Below are 13,255 nucleotides of genomic sequence, written 5' to 3' on the forward strand. Positions count from 1 at the left end.
CGGGTGCGGGTAGTGCGACGAGTGCTGGGCTCACCGCTGGCGCCCGGTCTGGTGTTGCTGTTGGCGACGGCGGCCGCGATGGTCTGGGCCAACTTCACCGCAGACACTTACAGCAGCTTTTGGGGCATGCAGTTCGGGTGGCCACGCGTGGGGCTGCACATGGATGGGCGGCATTGGGTCAATGACGCGCTGATGACGGTGTTCTTTTTCGTCATCGGCCTAGAACTCAAGCAGGAACTGACGCAGGGGTCGCTCTCTCATCCGCGCCGCGCACTGGTCCCGGTCATCGCGGCGGTCGGCGGGGCGGTGGTACCGGCAGGCATGTTCTTGGCGATGACCTGGGGAGCGGCTTCCGCGTCAGGCTGGGGTGTGCCGATGGCCACCGATCCTGCGTTCGCGGTCGGAGTGTTGGCGTTGGTCGCCCCCCACGCACCAGCCGGGTTGCGGGCCATGCTGCTGGCGATCGCCACGGTCGACGACGTGGTGGCCGTGTTGGTGATCGCCTTCGGCTACGCGCAGGGCCTCGCCTGGGGCTGGCTGGCAGCGGCGGTGGCCGGATGCGTGCTCGTGGTGATCATGCGCCGTACCGGCGTGACCGCCATCTGGCCGTATCTGCTCGTCGGAGTGCTGGTGTGGTTCGCCACCTTGCACAGCGGCATCCACGCCACCATCGCCGGCGTGGCGCTCGCCCTGCTGACCCCGGCCGGTCAGGTAGCAGGCCGACCGATCCTCACCGACCTGCTGCGGGTGGCAGGACCGGTGAGCGCGTTCGTGGCGGTGCCCATCTTTGCCCTCGCCAACACGGTCTACCACTTGGTATCTCGGCGCTACGCCACGGCGCCCACGCACCGGTGTTCTGGGCAGTCCTGGTGGCGCTGCTGGCCGGAAAACTTCTCGGCGTAGCCGGTGCCATCGCGGTCACCGTCGGCTGCAAGCTCGGCCACCTGCCCGCCGAGGTCCGCCCGGCACACGTGCTCGGACTAGGATGCATCGCAGGACTCGGATTCACCGTGGCGTTGCTTGTCACCGACCTCGCCTTCACCGACACCGACATGATCCAGCACACCAAGATAGGCATATTCGCAGCATCGCTGCTGGCAGCGCTCGCCGCCGCAACCACCCTCGCCACCATCGACCGGCAGAATCGCTCCACCACATCAACAAGCGTTCAGCGCTAACAAGCCGCGGCCCCCTGCCGCCGAACGGGTCTACCTTTCGGGTCGACGATCAGCGCTGGAGCGCAGCAAGGGGAGCCGGACACCCCTAGGCAGCAGCACACCATGCGGCGCCCGCATGCTTGACACGTTCGTGGGACACATGACAAGGACATGACACCGCCGCTGAGAATATGACACGCGGGCTGAGACCCTACAACACGGAGACCGTCAGTGCGCCATGTTCGTAAACCGCGACAAATGCAGTTGGTGCGCAACGGTAATCGTCTTCGTCGGTCCGTTACGGTGCTTAGCCAGGATCAGGTCCGCCTCACCGCCGCGCGGGTCGTCACGCTCGAACGCATCCGGTCGGTGCAGCAGGATCACCATGTCGGCGTCCTGCTCGATGGCACCGGATTCACGCAGGTCGGCCAGCATCGGCTTCTTGTCGGTGCGCTGCTCCGGGCCACGGTTGAGCTGACTCATCGCGATCACCGGAACCTCGAGCTCTTTAGCCAAAAGCTTGAGGTTACGCGAGAATTCGGAGACTTCCTGCTGACGTGACTCGACCCGCTTACCCGACGTCATCAGCTGTAGGTAGTCGATGACCACCAACCGCAGGTCGGCCTTTTGTTTGAGCCGGCGTGCTTTGGCGCGGATCTCCATCATGGTCAGGTTCGGTGAGTCGTCGATATACAGTGGCGCCTCGCTGATTTCGCTCATCCGGCGCGCCAACCGCGTCCAGTCGTCATCGCTCATCCGACCCGAGCGCATGTCGGCGAGTTTGATCTTGGCCTCCGCCGACAGCAACCGCATCACGATCTCGGTCTTGCTCATTTCCAGCGAGAAGATGACGCTGGCCATCCGATTCTTGATCGAGCAAGACCGCATAAAATCTAGTCCCAGAGTCGATTTCCCCATACCCGGCCTCGCCGCCACCACGATCATCTGGCCCGGGTGCAGCCCGTTCGTCACCTCGTCGAGGTCGGTGAAGCCGGTCGGCACACCCCGGGCGACCCCGCCGTGCGAGGCGATCGCGTCGATCTCGTCCATGGTGGGTTGCAGCAGGTCTTCCAGAGGCACGAAGTCCTCGGAGAGGCGGCGGTCAGCCACCTCATAGATCTCGGCCTGGGCGCGGTCGACGATCTCGGCCACATCGGCGCCCTCGGCGCCCGCGTAGCCGTACTGCACCACCCGGGTCCCGGCCTCAACGAGCCGGCGCAGCAGCGCCTTCTCCGAGACGATCGTGGCGTAGTAGCCGGCGTTGGCCGCCGTGGGCACCGTGGAGATCAGGGTGTGCAGATACGGGGCGCCGCCCACCCGGCGCAGCAGGCCGCGGCGGTCGAGCTCGGCGGCCACGGTCACCGCGTCGGCCGGCTCACCGCGCCCGTAGAGGTCCAGAATGGCGTCGTAGATGTTCTGGTGCACCGGGCGGTAGAAGTCGCTGGGCCGCAGCCGCTCCAGCACGTCGGCGATGGCGTCCTTGCTCAGCAGCATGCCGCCGAGCACCGACTGCTCTGCGGCAAGATCCTGGGGCGGCTGACGGCCGACGTCCTCGCGTGGTGGCTCCTCAAGCTCAGAATGACCACGGTCGTCGACTACCGCCATGCGCCGCACCTCCTCCACTGGCACGATCGAACGCCGATTCGACGTTGACGCCCCGAAAGTATCCGTGGGCACCGACACCCCCGATGTCCCCTGCCGCGTTGACGGTAGGCGTTGCTGGCGGCCCTACCAAACGAGGTTGTTCACAAAGGTGTGGATCAAGTGTGCACACCCGTGCGCCATTTGTTTGGGATGGTGGGGAAGACTTGTGGATGGCGGTTGTAATGTCGGTTATCTCCGCAGGTGGAAACGGTAAGGGCGGGCGTGTTGCTTGTGGAAGACAATCTCTCCGGCGTGTCGCCGTAGGTTGCCGCCTTGGGCGTGTTGCATTGCCGGCAGGTAGACGCGATTCCACAACAATGTAAGCGGCCCTGCTGGGCTGGCGCGGCGAAAAGTTAGCCAGAACTAACGGCGTGGACCGGTTTTGGACACAGCGAAGCCCCGGCTGCGCCGCTGGGTGGCGCTGCCGGGGCTGCTGCGTTGATGCCTCTTAGTCCGCCGCGGAGACGTCCAGGGTGAGGTCGACATCGACCTCGGAGTGCAGGTGCACCGACACCGCGTGGCTGCCGACCGCCTTGATGTGCGCCTTGGGCAACCGGACGATGCGCCGGTCGAGGTTCGGCCCACCGGCCTTCTTGATCGCGGCCACCACGTCGCCGGAGGTCACCGAGCCGAACAGCTTGCCCGAGTCGCCGGCGGTCTTGGCGGGCAGGTTGATCGTGCCCAGCGCCTGCAGCTCTTCCTTGAGCTCCTTGGCGTGGTCCAGGTCGCGCACCTGCTTGGTCTCGCGGGCCCGCCGGATGTCGTCGGCCTGCTTCTGCGCGCCACGCGTGGCGACAATGGCCAGCCCGCGCGGGAGCAGGTAGTTGCGGCCATATCCGTCCTTGACTTCGACGGTGTCTCCGGCCGCCCCGAGGTGATCCACCTCAGCGGTCAAAATCAGCTTCATCGTTTCGTACTTCCTCGGATTTGGCCGGCTACCGCGCCGACGACGTGAAGGGCAGCAACGCGACCTCGCGGGCGTTCTTGACCGCCAGCGCGACGTCGCGCTGGTGCTGAACGCAGTTGCCGGTCACCCGGCGGGCGCGGATCTTGCCCCGCTCACTGATGTAGGTGCGCAGCAGCGAGGTGTCCTTGTAGTCGATCACCTGCTTCTTGTTCGAGCAGAATGCGCACTTGCGGGTCTTGATCGGCTTCTCGGGCGCCGGACGCCGCTTGTTGGTTTTGGCCATCTACCTATCTCTTTCGTGCTGTGGTTCGTTTGTCTAGAAGGGCGGCTCGTCGTCGGCGCCACCGAAGGAGCCGGACGCCGGAGCACTGCCCCACGGGTCTTCCGCGGGCGGGCCGGACGGACCGGCCGCGGCAGCCATGCCGCCGCCCGCGCCGAAGCCGCCCCCGCCGCCGCCGCGGCTGACCTTGTTGATCTTGGCGGTGGCGTACCGCAACGAGGGGCCGACTTCATCGACCTCGACCTCGTAGACGGTGCGCTTCTCGCCCTCGCGGGTCTCGAAGGACCGCTGCCGCAACCGCCCGGTGACGATCACCCGCGAACCGCGGGTGAGGCTCTCAGCCACGTTCTCAGCAGCCTCGCGCCAGATGTTGCACCGCAGGAACAGCGCGTCGCCGTCCTTCCACTCACCGCTCTGCCGGTCAAAGACCCGCGGTGTGGACGCCACCGTGAAGTTGGCGACGGCCGCCCCCGAAGGGGTGAACCGCAGATCCGGGTCCGCGGTCAGGTTTCCGACGACGGTGATCGTGGTGTCACCTACAGCCACGGGGCCCTCCTAGGATCGGTGTCAGCGCTGGATGATGCTGTATTCGCAGCATGAGCCTACGCAACGGCTGCGACAGTCGCCTACGACTTGTCGGTGCGCATCACCTTGGTGCGAAGCACCGACTCGTTCAGGCTGAGCTGACGGTCGAGCTCGGACACCGTGGCCGGCGCGGCCTTGACGTCGATGACCGCGTAGATGCCCTCGGCATGCTTGGCGATTTCGTAGGCCAGGCGGCGCTTGCCCCAGATGTCGACCTTGTCGACCGTTCCGCCGTCCTTGCGGATCACGTTCAAGAACGTTTCCAGGGACGGGGCAACGGTGCGCTCGTCGAGAGTGGGGTCAAGGATGACCATGATTTCGTATGGACGCATGGGAACCTCATCACCTCCTATGGTCGTAGTGCGGCCGTGGATGTGACCACGGCAGGAGGGTCGCCTGCGTCGGCAACCCGGCTAGGTTACCGGACTACCCGCGCTGCGGCGAAATTCCGGTTCCGGGACCGCCCGGCCACCGATACCCGGCACATGTCGCACTGTGACGGTAGCCTCACCGCCATGTCTGATGTGTCGCTATTAACTTTGTTGCGCGAGCGCGCATTCCTCTCCCCCGATGACCCCGCTTACACCTACACCGATTACGAGCAGGACTGGGAAGGGATCGCGGAGACGCTGTCCTGGTCACAGATCTATCGGCGTGCCCTCAATGTGGCCCGCGAACTCAAGCAGCACGGCTCTGCCGGGGACCGGGCCGTCATCCTCGCCCCCCAGGGCCTGGGCTACGTCGCGGCCTTCCTCGGCGCCATCCAGGCGGGATTCATCGCGGTGCCCCTGCCGGTGCCGCATCCCGGCGCACATGATGAGCGGGTCAGCGCCGTGCTCACCGACACCGCGCCGGCCGTCGTCCTGACCACGTCCGGGGCCGAAGATCTGGTCGCCGAGTATGTGCGCGAATCCGGGGCTGAAGCCACGGCAACCGTCGTCGCTGTCGACGCGTTGGACCTGGACGCCGGCGTGGCCATGGGTGATCCACCTGTGGACTCCGGCGGTGTGGCGTATCTGCAGTACACCTCGGGCTCGACGCGGCTTCCTGCCGGCGTGATGGTTACGCACCGCAACCTTCAGGTGAACTTCCGGCAGTTCATGGCGGGCTACTTCCCGGAGTTCAACGGGGTGGCGCCGCCCGACACCACGATCGTGTCGTGGCTGCCCTTCTACCACGATCTGGGCTTGATCCTGGGCATCATCGCACCGGTCCTCGGTGGCTACCGTTGCGAGCTGACCAGCCCCGTGGCATTCCTGCAGCGTCCAGCGCGCTGGATCCAAGCAATGGCCAGTCACCCCCGGGCATTTTCGGCGGCGCCGAACTTCGCCTTCGAACTGGCGGTGCGAAAGACCACTGAAGAGGACCTGGCCGGCCGCGACCTGGGTGACGTGCTGGGCATCGTCAGCGGCAGCGAACGCGTCCACCCCGCGACTTTGGAGCGCTTCCTCAACCGATTCGCCCCCTATAACTTCCGTGCCCGGGCTCTGCACCCCGCGTACGGGCTGGCCGAGGCCACGTTGTACGTCGCCACCCTCGACGTGGAGAGCCCGCCGCAGACGGTCTACTTCGAGTCGGAGAAGTTGACGCGCGGCAGTGCGCAGCGGTCGGACACAGAAGAGGGCACGCCGCTGCTCACCTACGGTGTCCCGAAGTCGCCGGCGGTGCGCATCGTGAACCCCGACACGTGCACCGAATGCGCGGTGGGAACTGTCGGTGAGATCTGGACCGCCGGTGCCAATGTCGCTGCCGGCTACTGGAACAAACCGGAACAGACCCAGGAGGTGTTCGCGGCGACACTGATCCGGGCGTCCGAAGGCACCCCGAACGGCCCGTGGCTCAGAACCGGCGACCTCGGATTCATCTCCGAGGGTGAGCTGTTCATCGTCGGCCGCATGAAAGATCTGCTGATCATCCGCGGGCGCAACCACTACCCCGAGGACATCGAAGCCACCCTTCAAGAGATCAGCGGGGGTCGCGTCGCGGCCATCGCGGTTCCGGTCAACGAGGACGAGGCCCTGGTCACCATCATCGAAGTGCGGGATCGAGGCGAATCCCCCGAGGACACCGCGAAGCGGCTCGCAGTCCTGAAAGACGATGTGCAGGCGGCGATCTCCCAGGCCCACGGGGTGGCCGTCGCTGACGTTGTGCTGGTGGGGCCGGGATCGATTCCCATCACCACCAGCGGCAAAGTTCGCCGGGCGGCCTGCGTCGAGCAGTACCAGAGCCAGGAGTTCACCCGGATTGACCGCTGAGCAGGCCGCGGCCCCGCGCGACGACGTCGCCGCATGTGGATAGCCCTGCTGGTGATGGCGGCTGCCACCAGCGTTGAGCCGGTTCGCATCGGTTTGACGCTGCTGATGCTGAACCGGCCCAGGCCGGTACTGCAGCTGATGGCGTTCCTGTGCGGCGGCTTCGTCATGGGGACAACCGGCGGTCTGGTGGTGTTGTTCGTCCTGTCGCCCTCGGTGACGGAGTCGTCTGGGCTGACCTTGCCGCGGGTTCAGATCGTCATCGGCGCGCTGGCGCTGCTGACAGCCGCGGTTCTGCTCGCCAGAGTGTTGGCCGGCCGACCGCGCGAGATGCGGCCGGTTCGTTCCGATGCTGCCCCGGTCGGATTCTCCGCTCGGGCACAGCGATTGCTCAAAGGTCGGTCGCTGTGGGTGGCGGGAGCAGCCGGTTTGGGTATCGCGCTGCCGTCGGTGGACTATCTGGCCGCGTTGGCGATCATCGTCGCCTCGGGTGCCGCCACCGGCACGAAGATCGCCGCGCTGCTGACGTTCAATGTGTTGGCGTTTGCGCTCGTGGAGATTCCGCTGCTGGCCTACCTGGTGGCTCCGGACGCCACCCGCGGGTTCATGGCGGCGCTGCACAGGTGGGGTCGGCAACGTCGGCCAGGTCAGGTGGCCGCGCTGCTGGCCGCCGTGGGTGGTGTCTTATGCACTGCCGGTGTTCTAGGTCTGTGAGAAGGTGGACGTCGGGTCTGTCAGAGGGCCTGCACGGCTGAAGGGGTTAGCGATGAAACGACTGGTCGCCGGAGCGCTCGCCGTGTGGCTTGCCGGTTCGGCTGGTGGGTTGGGCTGCGGTGTCGCGACCGCGGCACCGGACCTGCCCACCGACACCCCGTGGACAGCGCCGACTCCGACGCCGCCACCGGTGGGCGATGCGTCGAATGTCGACGTCGTCTACGCCGTCGGCGGTGCCCGGCCGCCCGGCATACCGTGGGCGGACTACACCCGGCGCGCCGGTTCCGGCTATTTCCCGAACAAGAAGCGGGAAATCATCGACTACCCCGCGGGTGCCATGTTCCGGTGGGTGCCCACCATGTTCGCTCCCGACGCCAAGCGCGACAACATGACCGTAGCCGCCGCGGTCGACGCCGCCACCGACAGCCTTCACGCCGTGATTCGCCGTGGGTCCGAGCCGGCCAGTGTCATCGGTTTGTCGCAGGGCACCATGGCGCTGGATAAGGAACAGGTCCGACTGGCCAATGACCCCGCAGCGCCGCCGCCCCACATGTTGCAGTTCACGACAATCGGCTCACCCATGGGAAAGCACGCCTTCGGGGCGAGCTTTCTTTCCGGTCTCTTCCCGCCGGGTAGCCGCCTGCCCCTTGACGACTACGTCATGCCCCCCGAGGTCGACAGCCAATACGACACCAATCGCATAGTCGCCGCTTACGACGGCATGGCCGACTTCCCCGACCGGCCGGACAATCTATGGTCGGTCACCAACGCCCTTCTCGGAGCGGCGATCGTGCACACACCGTCCGCATTCACCACTCCCGCGGATGTGCCGCCCCAGAACATCCGGTCCACCATCAATTCCCGCGGCGCCACAACAACGACGTACCTGATCCCCATCAATCACCTGCCGTTGACGCTGCCGCTGCGCTTCCTGGGTATGCCCGACGACGTGGTGGATCAGCTCGACGCCTTCCTGCAGCCACAGATCGACGCGGGGTATTCCCGCAACGACAACCCTGCCACCAGGCCGATTTCCGTCTCCCCGGCCGGCATGGATGTGGTGGAGGTGCTGGGACCGGAGACCAGCAGCGCCATCGATGACACCGTCGGCAAACTTCGCAACTTCTTCGGGTTCGCCGGCTGACCCATCGGGTCAGTCGTCGGTGACCGTCTCGATCGCCCGGCCGCCGGCGGCTGCGCGTTTCGGAGCGTCGGGCCGGGGCTGCAGCCACGGACGCGCGGGCCACCAATTGGCCCGGCCCAGCAGCGCGGCCGCGGCGGGCACGGTGATACTGCGCACCACAAAGGTGTCGACCAGGATGCCGGCGCCGATCACGAAGCCGCCCTGCACCACAGCCCCCACACTGGCGAACAGCAGTCCGAACATGGCGGAGGCGAAGATGAGGCCCGCTGCGGTGATCACCGCACCGGTGGACCCGACCGTGCGGATAACGCTGGTTCGCACGCCCAGCGGCGATTCTTCGCGCAATCGAGATGCCAGCAACATGTTGTAGTCGGCGCCTACCGCCACCAGCACCACAAATGCCAAACCCGGCACGCTCCAATGCAACTGCTGACCCAGCATGACCTGGAAGACCAGGACGCCGAGCCCGATCGCCGACAGGTACGAGATGATCACCGAACCCACCAGGTAGATCGGGGCGACAACCGCTCGCAGCAGGGCGGTCAGGATCAGCAGCACCACCAGGGTCGTCAGGACGACGATGAGCCGAATGTCCCGCTCGTAGTAGTCGCGGATGTCCCGCAGCGTGACCGGGTATCCGGAGATCGATATCGAGGCGTCGGCGAGGATGGTGTTGGGCTGCGCCGCTTGGGCGGTGGCAAGGATGGCGTTGACCTGGTCCATGGCTTTGGTGCTGAATGGATCTTCATCGGTTTGGATGAAGTACCGCACCGAATGGCCGTCGGCCGAGACGAAGGTGTGCGCCAGCTTCTTGAAATCCTCGGTGGCCAGAACCTGTTGTGGCACATTGAACCCCGCCATCGACGGCTGGGACGCGTCGTGGCCCATCGTCATGAGAAACGCCGACGCGGTGTCTAGTCCCAGGCCCAATTCCTTGGTCTGGTCGACGAGGAGTTGCACCCCGTCGGCCACCTGGCGCCCAGCGACAGCGAGGTCGTTGGTGCCGTTCTGCATCTCAATGATCTTCCGTTGCACCCTGCGCGGATTGTCGAATCCCAGCGCATGCAGGGACTGCGCGGCCGACTGCAGGGAGCGGCTCAGCCCGTTGACCGCCGACGACACCGTCTGCGAGGGCTGCGCCGATTGCAACTGCCGAAACAGCGACGAGATTTCATCAAGGGTGCCTGCGGCACGGGCGTTTTGCAACTTGTGGAACTCGGCCCGCGCAGTCCCGCAGATCGGGTTGGCATCGCACGTCGGGCTGGCGTCGAGGGACTCGGTGACGGGATCGACCCAGTCGAAGCTGGACGCGAGTCCGCCGAAGCTCATCTGCAGAGCATCGCCGAGCGCGCGGATGCTGTTGACCAGCCTTGCGGCCTGGTCGATTTCACCGAAGGTCTTGTTTCCACCGAACTGATTCTGCAGGTACGCCAATGCGTCGACCAGACTGCGCACGCTGGCTATGGACTGGCTGACTTGAGCGTGTAGATCTCCGAGGCCGTTTGCCAGCTTCCGGGCACCGGTGGACAGCCGGTTGAGGTCAGCATCGCGGCCGGCGATCAGGCCGGCTGCGTCGCCCAACTGATCGCCGACTTCGCCGGCTTGGTAGGTCGCTCGGGCCTCCTCGAGTGACTCACCTCGGGGCCGGGTGACACCGCGGACCGCGGCGATACCGGGGATCTGGCTGATCCGATATGCCATCTGCTCCATGTCGGCAAGCGCCCACGGAGTGCGTAAGTCGTGGGGAGACTGCACCAGCAGGTATTCGGGGATCGTTTGGTTGACCGGGAAGTGCCGGTCCAAAGCGGCGTACCCCACCGAGCTGTCGACGGAATCCGGCAGTTGTTTGCGGTCGTCGTAGTTGAACCGAATCAGCCCTGCGCCGCCGGCCAGAGCCAGCAACAGGGCCAGACTCCCGGTCAGATACGCCTTGGGCCGCCGAACGATTCGCACCCCGGTCCGGCGCCAGAGTCGCGCGGCGCGTTCGGGGCGCGGCGCCACCCATCCGCGCGGCCCAGCCACCACCAGGATGGCAGGCAGCAGGGTGATGGCCGCAAGGAAAGCCACCGCGATCCCGATCGCCAGGACCGGGCCGGTGGTGGCGAACACCCCCAGTTTGGCGAAGCCCATTCCCAGTAGGGTGACGGCCACAGTCGCTGCGGACGCGGCGATCACCTTGCCGATCGACGTCAGGGCCCGCCGCACCGCCTGCTGATTGTCTTCGGCCGTGCCCACCCCCATCCGGACGTAGTCGTGATAGCGGCTGACCAGGAAGACGACGTAATCGGTTCCCACGCCGGCGATCAACGCACTGAGTAGCACGATGGCCTGGTTTGAGACGGCCATTCCGGTACCCAGTGAGACCGCGGCGACCACCGCCTGCGCGGTCACCAACGACGCACCGATGGTGATCAGCGGCAGCACCATGGTGACCGGATTGCGGTAGATGACCGCCAGAATGATCAGCAGCAAGACCGCGATCGCGGACTCGATCGCCAGGCGATCCCGCGCCCCGGCATCGGTCAGGTCGGCGACGGTGGCCGCCGGGCCGGTGACGTCAGCGGTCAGGGTCGATCCGGCAACGGTCTGCTTGACGATGTCGGCGACTCGTAGGTATGCCGCGTAGGACTCGGGCGTGCCCAAGTCGCCGGCCAGCCCGACCGGCAGGATCCATGCTTGGCCGTCGCTGCTGGCGAGCACCTCCCGCAGCGCCGGAGTGGTGTGCAGGTCCTGCAGCATCACCACGTGTTCGGTGTCCAGACGCAGCCGGTCCACCAGCGTGCGGTAGACCTCTTCATCGGCGGGACTCAGGCCCTGCTCGTCGCTGAGCAGCACCGTCAGCACATTTTCCGAGCCGTCCTCATCGAAGGCGGCGGAGATCTCCGCCGAGGCCGAGACGGACGGGGCGTCGGCGGGCAGCACCGCGACAGGATGACGCTGCGCCATATCGGTCAGCGACGGCGCGAACAGCGGCAGCAGCACGACCAACAGCGCCCAGAAGCCGATCACCGGCCACGGACGCCGCACCACGAAGTCGCCTAGCCGGCTGAAGATGTGTTCACCTCCGGCTGCTGGGCGTGCATGTCACAGCGGATGGGGCTGGGCTCATGCGACCTGTTCCCCGTGGCCCTGATCGGCAACCCGCTCGAACACCGACGTCAACAACGCCAGGTAGCGCGCCACCGATTCGTGGGCCTCCGGGTTGTCGGGGAAAACCGCGGTGACCGCAGTCTCCTCCCCCACCCGGATCACGTAGAGCGACATCTGATATGAGTACCGGCCGTCGCTGTAGACCCCGATGTTCAGGTCGTCCAGTCCCGCGGCGATCAGCGCCGACAACGGGGCGGCCCCGGCGTCGAGGAAATTGATGACGGGAAAATTCGGTGGTGGTTTGCCCAAGCTGGGTACCAACTCGCGCACCCGCTGGTAGGGCACGTCTGCCAGGGTTCTGCCCGAATCGAAGGAGATCTGCGCGGCATTGGCGGCGTCGGCGAATGAGGACTCGCCGATGGGAACCGTGATCGGGATCAGGCCGGTGAACCAGCCCAGCGTGAGGTCATCCTCCGGGGACCTGCGGGTGTCGCGCGGGGTGAGTCCGTAGAAGGTGGCCTCCCCGGTCAATTCGCGATGAGCCAGGGCGCAGCACGCCAGGACCCCACCGATGAAGCGGGTGTTCGCGTCGGTGCAGGCGGACTCGAAATCGATGGTCTGCTGTTCATCGAGCATGGTGACGGTGACCATGGCCGCGTCGCACGGCTGTGCGGGGTCGCCGAGCGGCAACGGGAAACCCGGCAGGCTGTGGTCGTTGTGCTCGGCGAAGGTGCGCCAGGCCCGGATCTCGGGCGACTCCTGGGTGAGCGCAGAGGTGAACTGGTGCTGACGGATGCAGAACTCGCTGTAATTTCCCGCAGGGGGCAGCTCGAGCGGCGCTCCGCCGACCACCAGCGCGTTGTACATGAAGTAGAGCTCCATCAACGTCACCCCGGCGACCGCGGCGTCCACATGCACGTGATCGATGCTGGCGAAGAACGTGAAGTGGCTCTTGCCCTGAATGATCCCGAACCGGAAGCAGTCCCACTGTAAGGGATCCGGCGTCTCCGTCAACAGCGCGCGTACCTGCGGCAACGCCAGTTCGCCGTGATCGACCGGGACGAACTCGATATCGGACGGGTCGTCCATGACGTGACGAATGAGGCGTCCGTCCTCGGCATGCTCGAACCAGCTGCGGTAGGTCTCGTGCCGCCGTACATGTGCATTGATGATGTAGCCGATGGCCCGTCGATCGCAGCGGCCCGCCATGTCACAGCTGAGCACCATCAGGCGCGAGTAGTCGAGTCCGACGGCAGTCTGGTCGATGTAGCCGCGAATGTGTTGTTCCTGCATGTAACTGGCCGGCACGGCGTTCACCGGCGCCCGTCGCGCTGCGGCCAGCGCAGCAGCCGACGGCTGCCACACCACGGTGGGACCGGCCTCGGGTTCCCAGTCCGCCAACGTCCCCAACGCCAATGGCCCTACCCGCAACGTCTGCTCCTCTTCTCGGGCGAACAACACTCCGGCCGGCAGCTCGAGACA

General features: G+C 66.1%; 10 protein-coding genes and 1 pseudogene. 4 read left to right on the forward strand and 7 right to left on the reverse strand.

Going from position 1 to position 13,255, the window contains the following annotated elements; all coding sequences use genetic code 11:
- Window positions 1-78: 78 nt before the first annotated feature.
- Window positions 79-1,178 (forward strand): annotated as a pseudogene (gene nhaA, locus G6N14_RS17765) (Na+/H+ antiporter NhaA).
- 207 nt (window positions 1,179-1,385) lie between these two features.
- Here the strand turns inward: nhaA and dnaB are convergent.
- From dnaB to rpsF, 5 genes are all read right to left on the reverse strand, one after another.
- Complete coding sequence (gene dnaB, locus G6N14_RS17775; RefSeq protein WP_085136190.1) at window positions 1,386-2,762, reverse strand: replicative DNA helicase; 1,377 nt, start codon at window positions 2,760-2,762, stop codon at window positions 1,386-1,388.
- Between the two features lie 487 nt (window positions 2,763-3,249).
- Complete coding sequence (gene rplI, locus G6N14_RS17780) at window positions 3,250-3,708, reverse strand: 50S ribosomal protein L9 (RefSeq protein ID WP_085136155.1); 459 nt, start codon at window positions 3,706-3,708, stop codon at window positions 3,250-3,252.
- 28 nt (window positions 3,709-3,736) lie between these two features.
- Window positions 3,737-3,991, reverse strand: coding sequence for a 30S ribosomal protein S18 (gene rpsR / locus G6N14_RS17785; protein WP_085128913.1), 255 nt, complete (start codon window positions 3,989-3,991; stop codon window positions 3,737-3,739).
- Window positions 3,992-4,024: 33 nt separating this feature from the next.
- The gene (locus tag G6N14_RS17790) at window positions 4,025-4,534 is read right to left on the reverse strand and encodes a single-stranded DNA-binding protein (protein ID WP_085136154.1); all 510 of its coding nucleotides are present in this window, start codon (window positions 4,532-4,534) and stop codon (window positions 4,025-4,027) included.
- 80 nt (window positions 4,535-4,614) lie between these two features.
- Window positions 4,615-4,905: a 30S ribosomal protein S6 gene (gene rpsF, locus G6N14_RS17795; RefSeq protein ID WP_047319220.1), complete on the reverse strand. Its 291-nt coding sequence runs from the start codon at window positions 4,903-4,905 to the stop codon at window positions 4,615-4,617.
- A 183-nt stretch (window positions 4,906-5,088) separates the two neighbouring features.
- Here rpsF and G6N14_RS17800 point away from each other — a divergent pair, with 183 nt between their 5' ends.
- Genes G6N14_RS17800 through G6N14_RS17810 form a run of 3 tightly spaced genes read left to right on the forward strand, consistent with a single transcriptional unit; the run spans window position 5,089 to window position 8,683 of the window.
- Entirely contained in the window at window positions 5,089-6,828 is a 1,740-nt protein-coding gene (locus G6N14_RS17800; RefSeq protein ID WP_085136189.1) for an AMP-binding protein, read from the forward strand.
- Between the two features lie 33 nt (window positions 6,829-6,861).
- The gene (locus G6N14_RS17805; protein ID WP_085136153.1) at window positions 6,862-7,539 is read left to right on the forward strand and encodes a GAP family protein; all 678 of its coding nucleotides are present in this window, start codon (window positions 6,862-6,864) and stop codon (window positions 7,537-7,539) included.
- Window positions 7,540-7,591: 52 nt separating this feature from the next.
- Complete coding sequence (locus tag G6N14_RS17810) at window positions 7,592-8,683, forward strand: PE-PPE domain-containing protein (RefSeq protein ID WP_085136152.1); 1,092 nt, start codon at window positions 7,592-7,594, stop codon at window positions 8,681-8,683.
- Window positions 8,684-8,692: 9 nt separating this feature from the next.
- Here the strand turns inward: G6N14_RS17810 and G6N14_RS17815 are convergent, their stop codons facing one another.
- Both G6N14_RS17815 and G6N14_RS17820 read right to left on the reverse strand, forming a co-directional pair.
- Entirely contained in the window at window positions 8,693-11,710 is a 3,018-nt protein-coding gene (locus tag G6N14_RS17815) for an MMPL/RND family transporter (RefSeq protein ID WP_264079994.1), read from the reverse strand.
- 78 nt (window positions 11,711-11,788) lie between these two features.
- Window positions 11,789-13,204 carry a condensation domain-containing protein gene (locus G6N14_RS17820; RefSeq protein WP_085136187.1) on the reverse strand — a complete coding sequence of 472 codons (1,416 nt, stop codon included), beginning with the start codon at window positions 13,202-13,204 and terminating at the stop codon, window positions 11,789-11,791.
- Window positions 13,205-13,255: the final 51 nt, after the last annotated feature.

The organism is Mycolicibacter hiberniae (assembly GCF_010729485.1).
GTDB classification, from domain to species: Bacteria; Actinomycetota; Actinomycetes; order Mycobacteriales; family Mycobacteriaceae; genus Mycobacterium; species Mycobacterium hiberniae.

Excerpts from the sequence above, each read along its gene's own strand:
- dnaB (WP_085136190.1), bottom strand. The coding sequence starts at position 2,762 with ATGGCGGTAGTCGACGACCGTGGTCATTCTGAGCTTGAGGAGCCACCA.
- rplI (WP_085136155.1), bottom strand. The coding sequence starts at position 3,708 with ATGAAGCTGATTTTGACCGCTGAGGTGGATCACCTCGGGGCGGCCGGA.
- rpsR (WP_085128913.1), bottom strand. The coding sequence starts at position 3,991 with ATGGCCAAAACCAACAAGCGGCGTCCGGCGCCCGAGAAGCCGATCAAG.
- rpsF (WP_047319220.1), bottom strand. The coding sequence starts at position 4,905 with ATGCGTCCATACGAAATCATGGTCATCCTTGACCCCACTCTCGACGAG.
- G6N14_RS17800 (WP_085136189.1), top strand. The coding sequence starts at position 5,089 with ATGTCTGATGTGTCGCTATTAACTTTGTTGCGCGAGCGCGCATTCCTC.
- G6N14_RS17805 (WP_085136153.1), top strand. The coding sequence starts at position 6,862 with ATGTGGATAGCCCTGCTGGTGATGGCGGCTGCCACCAGCGTTGAGCCG.
- G6N14_RS17810 (WP_085136152.1), top strand. The coding sequence starts at position 7,592 with ATGAAACGACTGGTCGCCGGAGCGCTCGCCGTGTGGCTTGCCGGTTCG.